This window comes from Pseudomonas sp. LBUM1674 (assembly GCF_059695635.1).
This window is the reverse complement of the sequence record NZ_CP166779.1, coordinates 6,761,546-6,778,774: the sequence shown is the minus strand read 5'-3', so window position 1 is coordinate 6,778,774 and position 17,229 is coordinate 6,761,546. Positions and strand designations below refer to the sequence as shown.

General features: G+C 60.9%; 17 protein-coding genes. 5 read left to right on the top strand and 12 right to left on the bottom strand.

Going from position 1 to position 17,229, the window contains the following annotated elements:
- Window positions 1-83: 83 nt before the first annotated feature.
- Both ACA067_RS31130 and ACA067_RS31125 read right to left on the bottom strand, forming a co-directional pair.
- A complete protein-coding gene (locus tag ACA067_RS31130; RefSeq protein WP_497459878.1) occupies window positions 84-1,280 on the bottom strand; it encodes an MFS transporter in 1,197 nt (398 codons plus the stop codon).
- A gap of 182 nt (window positions 1,281-1,462) precedes the next feature.
- Window positions 1,463-2,659, bottom strand: a complete 1,197-nt coding sequence (locus tag ACA067_RS31125; RefSeq protein WP_497459877.1) for a class I SAM-dependent rRNA methyltransferase — start codon at window positions 2,657-2,659, stop codon at window positions 1,463-1,465.
- Between the two features lie 384 nt (window positions 2,660-3,043).
- Here ACA067_RS31125 and ACA067_RS31120 point away from each other — a divergent pair, with 384 nt between their 5' ends.
- Genes ACA067_RS31120 through ACA067_RS31110 form a run of 3 tightly spaced genes read left to right on the top strand, consistent with a single transcriptional unit; the run spans window position 3,044 to window position 5,072 of the window.
- On the top strand, window positions 3,044-3,859 hold the full coding sequence (locus tag ACA067_RS31120; protein ID WP_497462873.1) for an HDOD domain-containing protein: 816 nt from the start codon (window positions 3,044-3,046) through the stop codon (window positions 3,857-3,859).
- Window positions 3,860-3,883: 24 nt separating this feature from the next.
- Entirely contained in the window at window positions 3,884-4,696 is an 813-nt protein-coding gene (gene mutM, locus ACA067_RS31115; RefSeq protein ID WP_497459876.1) for a bifunctional DNA-formamidopyrimidine glycosylase/DNA-(apurinic or apyrimidinic site) lyase, read from the top strand.
- Between the two features lie 52 nt (window positions 4,697-4,748).
- Window positions 4,749-5,072, top strand: a complete 324-nt coding sequence (locus ACA067_RS31110; RefSeq protein WP_497459875.1) for a multidrug transporter — start codon at window positions 4,749-4,751, stop codon at window positions 5,070-5,072.
- A 122-nt stretch (window positions 5,073-5,194) separates the two neighbouring features.
- Here the strand turns inward: ACA067_RS31110 and ACA067_RS31105 are convergent, their stop codons facing one another.
- The 5 genes from ACA067_RS31105 to ACA067_RS31085 all read right to left on the bottom strand — a co-directional run bounded on the left by ACA067_RS31105 (window position 5,195) and on the right by ACA067_RS31085 (window position 9,993).
- Window positions 5,195-5,446 carry a YfhL family 4Fe-4S dicluster ferredoxin gene (locus tag ACA067_RS31105; RefSeq protein ID WP_003195146.1) on the bottom strand — a complete coding sequence of 84 codons (252 nt, stop codon included), beginning with the start codon at window positions 5,444-5,446 and terminating at the stop codon, window positions 5,195-5,197.
- Window positions 5,447-5,639: 193 nt separating this feature from the next.
- Complete coding sequence (gene coaD / locus ACA067_RS31100) at window positions 5,640-6,119, bottom strand: pantetheine-phosphate adenylyltransferase (RefSeq protein WP_497459874.1); 480 nt, start codon at window positions 6,117-6,119, stop codon at window positions 5,640-5,642.
- A 115-nt stretch (window positions 6,120-6,234) separates the two neighbouring features.
- Complete coding sequence (locus tag ACA067_RS31095; RefSeq protein WP_497459873.1) at window positions 6,235-7,830, bottom strand: GMC family oxidoreductase; 1,596 nt, start codon at window positions 7,828-7,830, stop codon at window positions 6,235-6,237.
- 158 nt (window positions 7,831-7,988) lie between these two features.
- Entirely contained in the window at window positions 7,989-8,534 is a 546-nt protein-coding gene (locus ACA067_RS31090; RefSeq protein WP_497459872.1) for a twin-arginine translocation pathway signal protein, read from the bottom strand.
- A gap of 28 nt (window positions 8,535-8,562) precedes the next feature.
- On the bottom strand, window positions 8,563-9,993 hold the full coding sequence (locus ACA067_RS31085; RefSeq protein ID WP_497459871.1) for a coniferyl aldehyde dehydrogenase: 1,431 nt from the start codon (window positions 9,991-9,993) through the stop codon (window positions 8,563-8,565).
- Between the two features lie 146 nt (window positions 9,994-10,139).
- On the opposite strand from ACA067_RS31085, the gene ACA067_RS31080 reads away from it, so the two are divergent.
- Entirely contained in the window at window positions 10,140-10,811 is a 672-nt protein-coding gene (locus ACA067_RS31080; protein ID WP_497459870.1) for a TetR/AcrR family transcriptional regulator, read from the top strand.
- Between the two features lie 42 nt (window positions 10,812-10,853).
- Complete coding sequence (locus ACA067_RS31075) at window positions 10,854-11,708, top strand: sulfurtransferase (protein ID WP_497459869.1); 855 nt, start codon at window positions 10,854-10,856, stop codon at window positions 11,706-11,708.
- Between the two features lie 58 nt (window positions 11,709-11,766).
- Here the strand turns inward: ACA067_RS31075 and ACA067_RS31070 are convergent, their stop codons facing one another.
- The 5 genes from ACA067_RS31070 to ACA067_RS31050 are packed head-to-tail and all read right to left on the bottom strand — an operon-like array spanning window position 11,767 to window position 17,114.
- Window positions 11,767-12,606, bottom strand: coding sequence for an AraC family transcriptional regulator (locus ACA067_RS31070; RefSeq protein ID WP_497459868.1), 840 nt, complete (start codon window positions 12,604-12,606; stop codon window positions 11,767-11,769).
- A 4-nt stretch (window positions 12,607-12,610) separates the two neighbouring features.
- Window positions 12,611-13,609 (bottom strand): hydrolase, encoded by a 999-nt coding sequence (locus ACA067_RS31065; RefSeq protein WP_497459867.1) that lies wholly within the window; start codon window positions 13,607-13,609, stop codon window positions 12,611-12,613.
- A 55-nt stretch (window positions 13,610-13,664) separates the two neighbouring features.
- On the bottom strand, window positions 13,665-14,276 hold the full coding sequence (gene rsmD / locus ACA067_RS31060; protein WP_497459866.1) for a 16S rRNA (guanine(966)-N(2))-methyltransferase RsmD: 612 nt from the start codon (window positions 14,274-14,276) through the stop codon (window positions 13,665-13,667).
- Window positions 14,276-15,766 carry a M16 family metallopeptidase gene (locus tag ACA067_RS31055; RefSeq protein WP_497459865.1) on the bottom strand — a complete coding sequence of 497 codons (1,491 nt, stop codon included), beginning with the start codon at window positions 15,764-15,766 and terminating at the stop codon, window positions 14,276-14,278. Before ACA067_RS31055 ends, rsmD begins: the two co-directional genes overlap by 1 nt.
- Window positions 15,759-17,114: a M16 family metallopeptidase gene (locus ACA067_RS31050; protein ID WP_497459864.1), complete on the bottom strand. Its 1,356-nt coding sequence runs from the start codon at window positions 17,112-17,114 to the stop codon at window positions 15,759-15,761. The genes ACA067_RS31055 and ACA067_RS31050 overlap by 8 nt, the downstream gene beginning before the upstream one ends.
- Between the last annotated feature and the right edge of the window lie 115 nt (window positions 17,115-17,229).

Below are 17,229 nucleotides of genomic sequence, written 5' to 3'. Positions count from 1 at the left end.
TCTACACGGCTGGCGTCAGGAGGGAATGCCGGAAGCCGTTGATCCGTCGTTCACGCAGCGTGAAGGATGACGACTGGCATGCATCACCCGCTGGCCAGCGCCTGATGCCGACGTGTAATCAACGCATTCAAGCCAAGACCCGCGGTACTCAAGGTCAAGAAGCACAAGGCCAGGGCTGTGGTCAGTCCCTCGGACGCGAGATTGATCACGATGCTGATCAGGCCGCCACACATGAAAACAAACAGGCTGCCGGCGGAGGTAGCGGTGCCGGCGTGTTGTGGGTAGAGGCTCATCGCCCTTGAGTTGGCGATGGGCCGGCAGATGGTGGTGCCGGCGGTGCAGATCAACATGGGGATCAGAACCGTGGCGACGGACAGGCCGAACAGCCAGACCAACAACAGCATCACCAGCCCCGACAGCGCGATCACGCCCAGGCCAATGATGATCTGGGTGTCGCCTTCCAGCCGGCGGTGCAAGAGGCTGGCAACAATCCCGCCGACCACATAGGCCGCGCCATACAGCGCCAGCGCCCAGGCGAACTGGTAAGTCGACAGGTTCAGGCGTTCCATGAAGACGATCGGCGAAATGACGATAAACGAGAAATGGCAGGCGAAGGCCAGCGCGGAAATCAGCCAGTAACCGGTAAAACGAATGTCGGAACAGAGCAACCAATAGGTACCAAAAAATCGCTTGGGCAACGGGCTGCTGCTGCGAGTTTCCTTGAACAGGAACCAGGATCTCAGCCAGACAAAAATCGCCAGGGCGATGAATACATAAAAGCTGCCCCGCCAGCCCAGATGCAACTGCAGCCAGGTGCCCATCAAGGGTGAACAGGAAATGAAGATGCCACCGGCGGTTGCCATCCAGATCCGCAAGCGTTCCAGCTCCCGGCCGGCGAACAGATCCTGGAGCAGCGCCTGAGACAAGGCGAACGCTCCACAGCCCACTGCCTGAACCACCCGAAAACCCAGAAACCAGGCGTAGTCACTGGCCAATAAACAACCCGTTGCACCTACTGCGGCCAATGCTATGCCCCCCAGCAGCAGCTTCTTGCGACCGTACATGTCGGACAACGGCCCGATCAACAGCAGCGAAAACGCCAGGCCGATGGCAAAGATGCTGACTGATAAAGCGATATCCGAGGTCGGGGTCTGGAAATGGTCGGAGAGGGCCGGGAAGGAAGGGAGGACGACATCGAGGGGGAATACGGCGAGCAACGTCATCGTCATCAGCAACAGGATGATGGACGACTTTTCGGCGGCATGCAGGGCGTGAGTCATCAACAGCACTCTCGATCCGTGAGGGGGGACCGAGGATTGATTTGATGAAAGGGGAAGTCAATGCGAGTGGGTGTAGGACCCTTCTGAAACTGCTGTAGGAGCTGCGGTGCGGCCTTGAGGCTTGGCAGCGGCCATGAGGAAGCCTTCGCCGGCAAGCCGGCTCCTACAGGAGGTCCGTGTTGTTAGCTGTTTGGCAACAACCGGCAGGTGATGCTCTTGATGTAACGGGTTTCAGCAATCGCCGGGTGAACCGGGTGATCCGGCCCCTGGCCGCCGCGTTCGAGCATCTGGATGTTGCGATCCAGGTGACGGGCGCTGGTCAGCAGGATGTTCTGCAGATCGTCTTCCGGCAGGTGCATCGAGCAGGAAGCGCTGACCAGGATCCCGTCCTTGCTGAGCAGGCGCATGGCTTGCTCGTTCAGGCGACGGTAGGCGCCTTCACCGTTCTTCATGTCTTTCTTGCGTTTGATGAATGCAGGAGGGTCGGCGACGATGACGTCGAAGCGTTCTTCGCTGGCTTTCAGTTCTTTCAGGGCTTCGAACACGTCGCCTTCGATGCAGGTCATTTTCTCGGCGAAGCCGTTCAGTGCCGCGTTGCGCTCGACGCCGTCGAGGGCGAAGGCAGAAGCATCGACGCAGAACACTTCACTGGCGCCGAACGCGGCGGCTTGCACGCCCCAGCCGCCGATGTAGCTGTACAGGTCCAGTACGCGTTTGCCTTTGGCATAGGGTGCCAGGCGTGCGCGGTTCATGCGGTGATCATAGAACCAGCCTGTTTTCTGGCCCTGGATGACGGGCGCTTCGAATTTCACCCCGTTCTCTTCCAGCGCGACCCACTCCGGCACCAGGCCGAACACAGTTTCGACGTAGCGGTTGAGGCCTTCGGCATCGCGTGCGGCGGAATCGTTCTTGAACAGAATGCCGCTTGGCTTGATGACTTGAGTCAGCGCCGCGATCACGTCTTCTTTATGGGCTTCCATGGTCGCCGAAGCGATCTGCACCACCAGGATGTCGCCGAAACGGTCGACCACCAGGCCTGGCAGCAGGTCGGAATCGCCGTAGACCAGGCGATAGAACGGCTTGTCGAACAGGCGCTCGCGCAGGGACAGGGCCACGTTCAGGCGATGCACCAGCAGCGATTTGTCCAGCGGCAACTTGATGTCGCGCGACAGCAGGCGGGCGCAGATCAGGTTGTTCGGGCTCATGGCGACGATGCCCAGCGGCTTGCCACCGGCAGCTTCGAGGATCGCCTGATCACCGGGCTTGAAACCGTGCAAGGGCGTGGCGGCGACATCGATTTCGTTGCTGTAGACCCACAAGTGGCCGTTTCGCAGGCGACGGTCGGCGTTGGCTTTGAGGCGCAGGCTAGGCAGGGACATGACGTCGCTCCGGAAAAAAGAGCGGGAGTATAGCGTGTTGCGGCGGGTGACGGGCTGGGTGGGCGATGAAACGCGGATGACGTCTTCGTCGGAACGCCGCCCGGAGCCGGCTCGCTCCCACAATGGATCGGCAGTGAACACATCATTTGTGTGCGACGCAGATCACTGTGGGAGCGAGCCTGCTCGCGAAAGCGGTTTCGAATTTTACGCAGACAAAGCGCTGATCAACCCTCGATTAAACGCAACAATATCAACTGCGATTTGCCCGCCAGTATGTCGGATCCAACTTCATAAAGGTTAGAATCGCCGCCTGACCCAGAGCGCGTATTTATGTTCCAAGAGCTGACCACCGAACAGATCAGACAGTCCCTGCAAGGCATCAGCGTGCCGGCCCAACCGCAAATCATGGTGGATTTGCAGATGGAGCAATACATGCCCGACCCGGATCTGGACGTGATCGCCAGGTTGATCTCCCAAGACCCGGGCCTCTCTGGATCATTGCTGAAAATCGTCAATTCACCGTATTACGGCTTGAGCAACAAGATCGCCTCGATCAAGCGGGCGGTGAATCTGCTGGGCAGCCGTTCGATCATCAACCTGATCAACGCGCAGTCGATCAAAGGCGAAATGAACGACGACACCATCGTCACCTTGAACCGTTTCTGGGACACCGCCCAGGACGTGGCGATGACCTGCCTGACCCTGGCCAAGCGCATCGGAGCCCAGGCCGGCGATGAAGCGTACGCCCTGGGCCTGTTCCACGATTGTGGCGTACCCTTGATGCTCCAGCGTTTCCCGAACTACATGAGGGTTCTGGAGGAGGCCTACGCCAGCGCCGGTGCCGAATGCCGGGTGGTGGACACCGAGAACCGGATGTTCAACACTAACCACGCAGTGGTCGGTTATTACACGGCCAAGTCCTGGCGCCTGCCGGAGCACGTGACCGCTGCCATCGCCAATCACCACAATGCCTTGGCGATCTTCACCGATGAGTCATCGCGCAACAGCCAGCTGAAAAGCCTGCTGGGGATCCTGAAAATGGCCGAGCACATCTGTGCGTCCTATCGGGTGTTGGGCAACCAGACCGAGGACCACGAGTGGAACAGCATCGGGCCCTTGGTTCTCGATTACGTCGGCCTCTCGGACTACGACTTCGAGACCCTCAAACAAACGATTCGCGACCTCGGCGCTCACCGCTGAGCGACAGCCTGATTCGAGAGCCCCATGCCTGAACTGCCGGAAGTCGAAACCACCCGCCGCGGGATTGCGCCGCACCTTGAAGGCCAGCGCGTCAGCCGGGTCATCGTGCGGGAGCGCCGTCTGCGCTGGCCGATCCCTGAAGACCTCGATGTGCGGCTGTCCGGCCAGCGCATCGTGTTGGTGGAACGGCGCGCCAAGTACCTGCTGATCAATGCCGAAGTCGGCACGCTCATCAGTCATTTGGGGATGTCGGGCAATTTGCGTCTGGTAGAAGCCGGCATGCCGGCGGCCAAGCATGAGCACGTGGACATCGAGCTGGAATCGGGGCTGGCCCTGCGCTATACCGACCCGCGCCGGTTTGGCGCGATGCTCTGGAGTCTCGATCCGCTCAACCACGAATTGCTGATTCGCCTGGGGCCGGAACCGTTGACCGACCTGTTCGACGGCGACCGCTTGTTCCAGCTGTCGCGTGCACGCTCCATGGCGGTCAAACCGTTCATCATGGACAACGCGGTCGTGGTCGGTGTCGGCAATATCTACGCAACCGAAGCACTGTTCGCCGCCGGCATCGATCCGCGCCGGGAGGCGAGGAGCATTTCCCGGGCGCGTTATCTGAAGCTGGCGATAGAGATCAAACGCATCCTTGCACACGCCATCGAGCGCGGCGGCACCACATTGCGCGACTTTATCGGCGGTGACGGTCAACCCGGTTACTTCCAGCAGGAATTGTTTGTTTACGGTCGCGGTAATGAGCATTGTAAGATCTGCGCAACGCAATTGCGGGAAGTAAAGCTCGGGCAGCGCGCCAGCGTGTTTTGCCCGCGTTGTCAAAGCTGACAGGTCCCTGGGGCTATAGTCAGTACTCACTGCCTAGCCGAAGGACCGTGCCATGAACCTGTTTCGAACCCTTGCCGTCGTTCTGCTGCTGAGTGTCGGTACGCCCGTGCTGGCGGCGAACACGGGTAGCGGCGACCCGCGTTACACCATCCAGAATCCCCCCGCGTACGCCATGATCGGCGATTTGCTGATCGCCCGACCCTTGCTGGTCGCGGCGACGGTGATCGGCGCCGGGGTGTTTGTGGTGTCGTTGCCGTTCACCGCGCTGGGTGGCGGCGTTGGCGATGCCGGTCAGGCGTTGGTGGTCGACCCGGCGAAAGCGGCGTTTGTGCGGTGCCTGGGGTGTATCGGGGAGGGGTTTGAGCAGCGGGAGTGAGGCAGTTGAATATTCGGTGTGGCTGATGGCCTAATCGCGAGCAAGCTCGCTCCCACAGGGGTTGCGCGGTCCATGTGGGAGCGGGCTTGCCCGCGATGGCGTCAGGACAGACACCACAATATTCAAGCCTTGCCGGTAATCTTCCGGTACTTCTCCATCAACTGCTCTTCAGTCTCCGGATGCGCTTCGTCCAGCGGAATGCAATCCACCGGGCAAACCTGCTGGCACTGAGGTTCGTCATAGTGGCCGACGCACTGTGTGCACAGGTTCGGGTCGATCACGTAGATCTCTTCGCCCTGGGAGATGGCGGCGTTCGGGCACTCGGGTTCGCAGACGTCGCAGTTGATGCAATCGTCGGTGATGATCAGGGACATGCTAACTCCAGCCAGGGCGGAAGACCCGGGCGCAATAAATCAATGCGTACAATTGTGCCGCATTGGCGCCCGCAGTGCACGCAGGCGCGACGTACTGTAGGAGCCGGCCTGGCGATCAATGCAACGCGGTGTACCGGATACACCGCCTTCGTCGGAACGCCGCCCGCAGCAAGCCGGCTCCTACAGTTCGGTATTACTTCTTGAAGCGTTCGGTCAGCGCGTCCGCCACCGCCGGGTGGACGAACTTGGCGATATCACCGCCCAAGGCTGCGATTTCACGCACCAGCGTCGAGGAAATGTACGAATAACGCTCGGACGGGGTAAGAAACAGACTTTCCACATCCGGTGCCAGCTGGCGGTTCATGTTGGCCAGCTGGAATTCGTATTCGAAGTCCGACACCGCTCGCAAACCACGCAGGAACACGTTGGCGTTCTTCTCTTTGGCGAAGTGTGCCAGCAGCGATGAGAAGCCGACGACTTCTACGTTGGGCAAATGTTTAGTGACCTCGCGTGCCAGTGCCACACGCTGTTCCAGGGGAAACAACGGGTTTTTCTTCGGGCTGGCGGCGACGGCGATGATCACATGATCGAACAGGCGCGCGGCGCGTTCGACCAGATCGCCATGGCCCTTGGTAATAGGGTCGAAGGTACCTGGGTACAACACTCGGTTCATCGCGTCGTCCTGGCGAGAGTCCGTTGGGGAGTCGGATGGTATCGCAGCCTTCCCGGTGGGCCAAGTCGCCTGTTGAGTAAGAAAGCACTATAGACGATCGCAATATTCTCCGTTTTCATGGGTTTTTCAAACGTTCGGCCAAGGAATTGGCCAGTTGCGCCGTCAGACCATAGACCGACAATTGCGGGTTTGCCCCAATGCTGGTGGGGAATAGCGAGCCGTCATGGATCGACAGATTGCCTAGCTGATGATGTCGGCCAAGGCTATCGGTCACGGCGTTTTCAGGATCTTCACCCATGGCACAACCGCCCATCACATGGGCACTGCCCAGCCGTGTGCGATACAGCTCGAGGCTCAAACCGTCGATCAGCGTGCGAGCTTCGGCCAAGGTCTTCACGTAGCGAGCGTCGGTGTGCATTGGCATCACCGCATTGGCGCCGCCAGCGAACTGGATCTCGGCCATGCTGTGGAAAGCGCGGCGCAAACCGTCCCAGGCGTAGGGTGAAACCTGATAGTCGAGCACTGGCGTACCGTCACCGCGCAACTCGACGCTGCCGCCGGGGCTGTCCGGGTGAAAGCCGTCGCGCAGTAACGCCAGCATCGCATGAGTGTGGGGCAGGTGCTCCATGTGCCGGGCGTTTTCCTTGCCGAAGCCGCCGAGCAGGGTCGTGGCCAGCGCAGGGTGAAGCGGTGGCACTTCCAGTTTGTAGGACATCCTGCCGGTGGTGCCGTCCTGCCACTGGAAATGGTCGGAGTAGATCGACTGCGGCGCCCCGTAGAACGGATTGATCACCTCATCGAACAGGCCGGCGGACATGTTGACCAGGTGCAGGAACGTTCGTTTGCCCAGGCGCTTGTGCGGATCGGGCGCGTCGGAGCGCAACAGCAGCGCCGGGCTGTTGATGCCACCGCCGGCGAGCACGTAATGCCGGGCCTTGACCGTGATAGTCCTGCCCGTGGGGGCGACGCAACGCTCATCCATCGCCACGCATTGCAGGCCAGTGACCTTGCCGTCCATGATCGAGAGTTTTTCGGCACGGGCGAGGTAGAGCAGTTCGCCACCCTTTTCCAGAGTGGCGGGAATGGTCGTCACCAGCATCGATTGCTTGGCATTGGTCGGGCAGCCCATGCCGCAGTAGCCGAGGTTCCAGCAGCCCCGCACGTTACGCGGGATGACATGCCAGGCGTAGCCGAGCTTTTCGCAGCCTTTGCGGATCACGTCGTTATTGGCGTTCGGCGGAACCATCCAGGGAGCTACGCCCAGACGTTGTTCCATTTTCTCGAACCACGGCGCCATCTCCGCCGATGTGTGGCCTTTGACGTTATGCTCCCTGGCCCAGTGTTCCAAGGTCGGATCGGGGGTGCGAAAGCTGGAAGTCCAGTTGATCAGCGTCGTGCCACCCACCGCGCGCCCCTGAAGAATGGTGATCGCGCCGTCCTTGCTCATGCGGCCGATGCCTTCCTGGTAGAGGCTGGTATACGCCTGGTCTTCGAGCATCTTGAAGTCGCTGCTGGTCTTGAGCGGGCCTTCTTCGATCAGCAGCACCTTGTAGCCGGCGGCGCTGAGGATTTCCGCTGTGGTCCCACCACCGGCGCCGCTGCCGATGATGGCCACGTCCGCTTCGAGGGTCAGGTCCTGGGTCAGTTGTGAACCGTTGTAGGTTTTCCAGCCGCGGGCCAGGCCTTCGCGGAACGGATCGGGTACGGGCATCTTCAGGTTCTCTTATTATTTTGAATGCGGTGGTGAAGCGGCTGACGCCTTCGCGAGCAGGCTCGCTCCCACAGGATTTGAGTTGGGCCCTCTTTCTGTGAGCGACTTGAACCCTGTGGGAGCGAGACCGGCTTGCGGGCGAAGGGGTCGACACGATTTCAAATCTTGGGCGGCCCGGGATACCCGCAATGCGCCCACGATTCCGCGCGGCTGTACCACGCCATCATCACCAGTTGCAGCAACGAGCTGTGCCCCATGCGCAGCAAACTCAGGGAGCTGTTTTCCCAGCGATCAAGAAATTCGCGGATGTCTTCGCTGCCGGCATTTTCCCAACTCCCCCAGATCCCGGTGAGCGGCCCGCGAGTCACGGTGATCCCCAGCACATCGAACAATTGTCGGGTCAGCTTGAGCATTTCCGGCGACAGATGGTTGAGGCCGTTATCGAGGCAGTGCAGGGTCTGGTCGACGGCCGCCGGCATTTTCTCGACCGCTATGGCACCGTCGAGCATCACCGGAATCAACGCCCGCAAAAGCAGCAAATCGCCGCTGCGCAGAATCGCGAAACCGCCGGCGGGAGTACTCGACGAGCAGCCGCTGAGGCTCGCTCCCAAGCCGACCGTGGCCAGAAAGGCACTGGCACCCAGGCTGAATTGAAGCAGGCCGCGCCGGGACAGCGCGGGGGTATCGGACAGGCTGGGGCTCATCGTGGTCAGTACCCGGTGGAGGTGATCGTTAGCGGATAAACAACTTCTGAATCAGTTTTTGAAGGGGTTTGCCGTAGGGCGGGTAGATCAGTTTCGCCGCGTTGAAGCGTTGTTTGATCAGCACACCCTTGGCCTTGCTGAAGGTCAGGAAGCCTTCGTGGCCGTGGTAATGCCCCATGCCGGAGGCGCCAATACCACCGAACGGCATATCGTCCTGAGCGACATGCAGCAGGGTGTCATTCAGGCAGACCCCGCCGGAATGGGTCTCGCTGAGCACGCGGTTTTGCTCGCGCTTGTCGTAGCCGAAGTAATACAGGGCCAGCGGACGAGGTCGTTGATTGATGTAGGCAAACGCTTCGTCCAGATCCTTGTAGGGCACGATCGGCAGCAGCGGGCCGAAGATCTCGTCTTGCATCACCATCATCTCGTCAGTGACGTTGAGCAGCAGGCTGTGGCTCATGCGCCGGCCCTGGCCCTGGTCGAACAACGGAATCAGCAGCGCACCTTTGCTGGTGGCGTCACTCAGGTAGCCATTGAGCCGCTGCAGTTGTCGGTCATTGATGATCGCGGTGTAGTCCGGGTTGTCCGCCAGGGTCGGATAAAATCCGCGAACTGCCTGGCGATAGGCTTCGACGAAGGAACCGACGCGATCTTCCGGCACCAGCACGTAGTCCGGGGCCACGCATGTTTGTCCGGCGTTGAGCGTCTTGCCGAAAGCGATGCGTTCGGCGGCATCCTTGAGGGGCACATCGCGGGAGACGATGGCCGGAGACTTGCCGCCCAGCTCAAGGGTCACCGGTGTCAGGTTTTCCGCAGCCGCGCGCATCACCTGTTTGCCGATACTGGTAGCGCCGGTGAACAGCAGGTGATCGAAGCGCAGCCGGGAGAAGGCCACGCCGATATCGGCTTCACCCAGCACCACGCAAACCAGGTCCTGGGGAAAGATTCGCCCCAGCAGTTCCTTGAGCAGCAGACCGGTGGCAGGCGTCGATTCGCTGAGTTTGAGCATCACCCGATTGCCCGCCGACAACGCGCCCACCAGCGGGCCGATAGCCAGGTACAACGGGTAATTCCACGGCACGATCACGCCAACCACGCCCAGCGGTTGATAAACGACTTTGGCCGAGGCAGGTTGAAAGGCAACGCCGACCTTGCGCCGTGACACTTTCATCCAGCTTTTGAGGTGCTGGCTGGCGTAATGGATGCCGTGCAGGCTGGGCATCAGTTCGGCAAGCAGGGTTTCATCGGCGCTGCGATGGCTGAAGTCCTGGCTGATCGCCTCGATCAAGGCCTGGCGTTCCTTGTTCAGCAGATCCCGCAACGCCTTGAGCCATTGCTGGCGTTGCGCCGCTGGCGGCATGGGGTTGCCGGCATACGCCGCGCGTTGCGTGTCGAACAAGGCATGGAGCTCTTCCAGAGGCTGCTGTAGGTTCGGCAGGTAGGCAATGTCAGCAGTCATTGTAGGCTCCGGATTATTTGTTATAGGGAGCTTTTTAGAGTCTATGCTCTAAAAAGTCAAATGACATCCTGGCGCAGCTTTGTTTTATACACGCCCGGATAGGTCGTAAGATGCCCGTCACCGCACTCTGAATTAAAGCTCAAGCCATGGCCCCAAGGATCAAAACCAGCGAGCGCATCGTGCAGAACAGCCTGGAACTGTTCAATCAACTGGGCGAGCGCAGTATCAGCACCAACCACATTGCTGCCCACATGGACATCTCTCCCGGCAACCTGTACTACCACTTCCCTAACAAGCAGGCGATCATCGCCGTGCTGTTCAGTGAGTACGAAAGCCTGGTGGACAGTTTCCTGCGCCCGCCCCAGGGCCGCGCCGCGACGGTCGAGGATAAGCGTTACTACCTCAAGGAATTGCTGGCAGCCATGTGGCGCTATCGGTTTCTGCATCGAGACCTCGAGCACTTGCTCGACAGCGATCCGGAACTGGCCGCCCGTTACCGACGCTTTTCCCAGCGCTGCGTGATTCAGGGAACGGCCATCTACAAAGGGTTCGTCGAGGCCGGTATCTTGAAGATGGACCGGGTGCAGATCGAATCCCTGACCCTCAATGCCTGGATCATTCTCACGTCCTGGGTGCGTTTTCTGTGTACCACGCGGGAAAATTCCAATCACTTGAGCGAACAAGCTATTAAACGTGGCGTTTATCAGGTGCTGGTGCTGGAAGCCGGCTTCGTCACGGATCAGTCCCGCGACGCGGTCAACGCACTGTTCGAGGAGTTTTATGTGCCATTGGCCCAGGCACTGGAAGAAGTGGGATAGAAAGAGCAACAGGATCGACTACCGCCATCACAGGAGCCCGTTATGCCCATTGCGCAACTGATCAGCCCGCAAGCGTTGGACCTGAAAAAGGATCAGCCAGGGCTGGTGATTCTGGATTGTCGTTATTCCCTCGAAGACCCGGACTACGGCCAGCGCAGCTATGCCGAAGGGCATATTGCCGGGTCGAGCTTTGCCGATCTTGAGCGTGATTTGAGCGGGACGGTGGTCAAGGGTGTGACGGGTCGCCATCCGTTGCCAGAGCCTGAGGACCTGGTCGAACGCCTGCAGGCTTGGGGTATCAACGCCGACAGCGAAGTGGTTTTGTACGACGACGGCCCGGGGGCCTACGCGGCGCGGGCCTGGTGGTTGCTGGCCTGGCTGGGCAAGCGCGACGGCGTGTTTATTCTGGATGGCGGGCTCAAGGCCTGGCACGCGGCAGGTTTGCCGCTGAGTCTGGATGCGCCCGATATCGAACGCGGGACCTTCACGGGGGGGCCGGACAACGCGCTTATCCTGGATGCCGAAGCACTTGCGCAACGTCTTGGCCAGCCTGCGCTGACCTTGCTCGACGCTAGAGCCTTGCCGCGCTTCAAGGGCGAAGTGGAACCGATCGACCCGATCGCCGGGCACATCCCGGGCGCGCAATGTGCAGCGTTCACCGACAACCTGGGCAGCGACGGGCGTTTCCTGCCGGCCGATCAGCTCAAGCAGCGGTTTGCCGCGAAACTCGGTAGTCGTTCGCCGACTGATCTGGTGGCGTATTGCGGCTCCGGGGTGACGGCTTGTCACAACCTGTTCGCCTTGTGCCTGGCGGGTTATCCGTTGGGGGCGTTGTATGCGGGGTCGTGGAGCGAGTGGATCAACGATCCGGCGCGGGGAATCGCTACCGGCGAATAACCGCAAATTAACTGTGGGAGCGGGCAAGCCCGCTCCCACAGTTGGATCTTCATCGCTATCAAAGTCCCGGCAATTGCCGGGCACTGCGATACGCCCCCGGCCCGACCCCGTACACCTGCTTGAACTGCCGACTCAGGTGGCTCTGGTCGGCAAAGCCCAACTGCGTGGCCACTTCCAAAGGCAAGCAACCGTCCTGTAGCAACGCCCGCGCTCGAGCGATTCGCTGCTGCATCAGCCAGGTGTGCGGCGGCATGCCGGTGGCGCGGCGGAACACCCTGGCGAAGTGGAACGGCGAGAGGTTTACCGCTGCAGCGAGTTCTTCCAGGGACGGTGGAGCCGCCAATTGCGCTTGCAGCAGCTCCTTGGCCAGGGTCACCGCCCGGTGTTCCTTGCCGGGTTTGCCCGCAACCGGAACGGCCGCATGACGTTGCAGCAACGACAGCATCATTTCCCGCCAGGCAGTCTGTTGTTGCAAGGCCGTGGACGGACTTTCCAGCAAACGGTGCAGCTGGCAAAAGCCTTTCACCAGATCCGGGTCGCGATACAGCGTGGCGCCGAACGCCGGCAAGGTGGCGGTCGGCAGTTCGAGTTCGGCCAGCAGCGAGAGAATCTGACCGCTGTCGGGATAAAACGCCCGATACAACCAGCCGTCTTCCGTGCCTTTATGGCCGGTGTGCAGTTCATCCGGATTGATCAAGACCAGCGTGCCGCTACCCGCCAGATGCTCGGCGCCGCGATAGCGGTAGCGCTGGGCGCCAGCCATGATCATGCCGATCACATAGCCGTCATGCACGTGGGGCGCGAAACGGTGCTCGATGTAGCGCGCAGACAATAATTCGACCCCGGCCAGCGGTGCCGTTTGCCAGAAATGAATCGACTCGCCTTGATTGGTATGCATCGGCTTATTCACGACCCATAGCGGTCAGCCACTGAGGAATGCGGCGTTCGAGATAGTAAGCCGGTTGCCGGAACGTCCCCTCGACGAAGCCGACATGCCCACCCTTGGCTTGTAGCTCGAATTGAATGCACTCGGATAGCTCTTCTGCTTGCGGCAGGCTATGAGGGAAGACAAAAGGGTCGTCAGCCGCCTGAATGATCAGGGTTGGTGTGCGAATCTCTCCAAGGAAATAACGGCTCGAAGCGCGACGATAGTAATCTTCGGCATCGGCGAATCCGTTCAACGGCGCGGTCACCCGGCCATCGAAATCCCAGAAGGTACGCATGTTGTCCAGCGAGCCAAGGGCCGCCAATGCCGCCAGCCCATCCTCGCGCCCGTCATGCCGGAACTGCCGCTGTTTATTCTTGATGTAGGCCACCATCTCGCGCATGAAATGCGCCTGATAGAGCTTCGAGAATCCCTGGCCGATACGGTCGGCGCAATGATCCAGGCGAAACGGCACCGACACCGCCACGGCACCAAGCACCCCGCTGTCACTGCCAGTCTCGCCCAGATGCTTGAGCAAGACGTTGCCGCCCAAGGAATAACCGACCGCATACAGTGGTGCGAGCGGCCGTTTGGCCCGCAAGTGCTTGATGGTTTCGGCCAGGTCTTCGCTGGCGCCGGAATGGTAGCTGCGCGGCAACAGATTGGGTTCGCCCGAGCAGCCGCGCCAGTTCAGCGCGACGCTGGCCCAGCCCTGGATATCCAGCGCCTTTTGCAATCCGGCCACGTAAGGCGAGTTCGACGAACCGGTCAGTCCGTGCAACACCAGCACCAGCGGCGCATCGGCACTGTGCGGGCCGTGCCAGTCCAGGTCGAGGAAGTCACCATCCTCGAGCCACAGGCGTTCGCGCTCGCGCTCGATATGGGTGGTTTTGCGCCAAAGCGGTCCCCACAAGGTCTGAAAGTGAGGATTGCCGAGGCCGAAGGCGGGTGTGAAGCGTTCTGACGGAAGGGACACGATGGCTCTCGATGCAGCGGTGCGCAACCTGTGCGCACCTTTTCAGGCCGGTCGGTTAACCGGCAATCTCTGCCATACGTTGCCACAACGAGTAGTAGACGCGCCCGGATTTTTGTTCGCGATGCAGGCGCCAGTTCCCCGGCAGGCCAAGCGTCGAAGGCGCGGTTTCGCTTTCGGTGTACACCCAGGCGTCGTCGGCCAGCCATTGGCGTTCTTCGAGCAGCGCGCAAACGGCGGGCAACAGATTCTGGTTGAACGGCGGATCGAGGAACACCAGGTCGTAGGCAACCGCTGGCTGGGTTTCCAGGTAGCGCAAGGCATCGGCCGTCTGAATCTGGCCTGTCGTGCAGCGCAGGGTACCCAGATGCTCCTTGATGCTCGCTACCGCGATGTTGCTCGCATCCAGCGCCTGGCCCATCGCTGCGCCACGGGATAAAGCCTCGAGAAACAACGCGCCACTGCCGGCGAATGGATCAAATACTTTTGCGCCGGCGACATAGGGCGCGAGCCAGTTGAACAGGGTTTCGCGCACCCGGTCCGGGGTCGGACGCAAGCCCGGCGCATCGGGGAAGCTCAGCTTTCGGCTGCCCCATTCACCGCCGATGATACGAAGTTGGTTCACGCCGTTATGCACGTTGTGTACGGGTTTTTTAGGACGAGTGGCCATTAATGCTCCGGAACCCCGAGCGGTTGCTCGGCAGGTTTATCAGATGGGGCCGGTAACGGCTTTTGCGGCACGGTCGGGCCAGCGCTGACGATGACCAGTTTGTCCGTGCTCAGGTGTTTGTTCAGTGCGGTTTTGACCTGTTCGACGGTCAGGCTCTGGGATTGCTGCATGAAGTCTTCCAGATAGCTCAATGGCAGGTTGTAGAAGCCCATGGCGCCGAGCTGACCGACGATATCGGCGTTGCTGGCGGTGGACAGCGGGAAGCTGCCGGCCAGTTCACGCTTGGCGTCGTCGAGTTCTTTTTCCGTCGGGCCGGTCTTGAGGTAGTCGGCGAGTACATCCTGCACCAGTTTCAGTGTGCCTTCGCTCATCTCGGCGCGGGTTTGCAGGTTGATCATGAACGGACCCCGCGCCTGCATCGGGGTGAAGCCCGAATAGACGCCGTAGGCCAGGCCACGCTTCTCGCGCACTTCGCTCATCAACCGGGTGCCAAAACCACCGCCACCAAGGATCTGGTTGCCCATGGACAGCGCCGCGTAGTCCGGGTCGTCACGGTCGATGCCCAGCTGCGCGAGCATCAGGTTGGTCTGCTTGGACGGAAACTCGATGTGGCCGATGCTGGCTTTGGGTTCTGCCGGTTGCGGGATTTTCGCCAGGGCCGGCCCTTTGGGCAGCGCACCGGAAACCTGTGCAGCAATCGCCTCGGCTTCGGCGCGGGACAGGTCGCCTACCAGCGCAATCACCACGTTGCCGGAGGCGTAGGCTTTTTCATGGAACGCCTTCAATTGCGCCAGGGTGATCGCCGGTACGGTTTTCGCCGTGCCATCGCTGGAATGCGCGTACGGGTGATCGCCGTAGAGCCGGTTCATCAGCTCCAGGCTGGCCAGTTTGCCGGGGTTCTGCTTCTGGTATTCGAAACCGGCGAGCATCTGGTTCTTGATGCGCGCGAACGAATCGGCAGGGAAGGTCGGTTTGCCGACCACTTCCGAGAACAGCTTCAGCGCGGGTTCGCGCTTGTCCACGGCGCTGAGGCTGCGCAGGGAGGCCAGGGCCATGTCTTTGAATGCGCCGTTGCCAAAGTCCGCGCCCAGGCCTTCGAAGCCCTGAGCGATGGCGCCGACATCTTTACCGGCCACGCCTTCGTTGAGCATGGCGTTGGTCAGCACGGCCAGGCCCGGCGCGTCTGCGTCCTGGCTGCTGCCGGCGGAAAAGATCAGGCGCATGTCGAACATCGGCAATTCGCGAGCCTCGACGAACAGCACCTTGGCGCCTTCGGCGGTGTTCCAGGTCTGCACATCCAGACTGCGGCGGCTGGGTGCCTTGCCATCGAGCTCGGCCAGCGATTGCAGCTTCTGGCTGGCCTTGGCTTTGTCCAGGGCTTCGCTGGCCTTTGATTCGTCGGTCTTGGCAAAGTAAAACGCGGCAGACCCGATCAGTGCGGCGACGATCAGGCCGGCCACCGCCAGGCGTGTTTTTTTACGCTCACTCATGAGTCGTCTCCTGTGGCAGTACATGGGCGACGCTGAGACGTTCGCGGGTGAAGTACAGCTTGGCGGCGTTCTGGATGTCTTGCGGAGTCACGCTTTCCAGGTCGGCCAGTTCGGTGTCCATCAATTTCCAGGACAGGCCCACGGTTTCCAGTTGGCCGATAGCGGTGGCCTGGCTGGTGATCGAGTCACGCTCGTAGACCAGGCCGGCAATGACCTGCGCGCGGACGCGTTCCAGTTCTTCGGTGGACGGCGCCGTGGTTTTCAGCTGTTCGAGCAGCTTCCACAAGCCGGCTTCAACCTGGGCCATGGTTTTGTTTTTCTGGGTGTTCGGTGTTGCCGACAGGGTGAACAGGCTGTCGCCACGGGTATAGGCGTCGTAGCTCGACGAACCGCCGGACACCAGTTCTTCACCGCGTTCCAGTTGCGTCGGGATGCGGCCGCTGTAGCCGCCATCGAGCAGGGCGGAAATCAGCCGCAAGGCGTTCACCGGGCGTTTGTCTTCGGCGGTGGCGATGCTGGGCACGTTGAAGCCCAGCATCAGGCTCGGCAGTTGGGTCTGCACGTGCAAGGTGATCTGGCGTTCGCCGGGTTCGGCCAATTCCAGCGGAATTTTCGCCGCAGGCACGTCACGCTTGGCGATCGGGCCGAAGTAGCGTTGGGCCAGGGTTTTGACTTCATCCGGCGTCACGTCGCCCACCACCACCAGGGTGGCATTGTTGGGCACGTACCAGGACTGGTACCAGTGGCGCAGCTCTTCGACCTTCATGCGGTCCAGGTCCGCCATCCAGCCGATGGTCGGCGTGTGGTAACCGCTGGCCGGGTAGGCCATGGCCTTGAAGCGTTCGTAGGCCTTGGACATCGGCTTGTCGTCGGTGCGCAGGCGGCGTTCTTCTTTGATGACCTCGATCTCGCGGGCGAACTCGTCCGCCGGCAGGCGCAGGTTGGCCATGCGGTCGGCTTCCAGCTCGAAGGCCACGCCCAGGCGGTCGCGGGCCAGGACCTGGTAGTAAGCGGTGAAGTCGTCGCTGGTGAAAGCGTTCTCTTCGGCACCGAGGTCGCGCAGGATCAGTGAAGCCTCGCCGGGGCCGACTTTCTCGCTGCCCTTGAACATCATGTGTTCCAGGGCGTGGGACAAACCGGTCTGGCCCGGCGTCTCGTAGCTGGAGCCGACCTTGTACCAGACTTGGGAAACCACCACCGGCGCACGATGGTCTTCGCGCACGACAACCTTCAGGCCGTTATCGAGGGTGAATTCGTGGGTGGGTTGTGGATCGGCAGCCAGGGCCGAGAGGGGCAGACAAACTGTGCTGAGCAGCAGGCCTGCAGCGCGGCGGGCTAGAGCATTCATTCGTATTTTAAACCTTTGGGGCTGCCCGCTTGTTCTTAGCGTCAGCGGGCGAGAGGGTGCTAGGATACTGATCCGTTTTACTGGCGGCCACGCCTATCAGGCCTTTGCGTTTGAT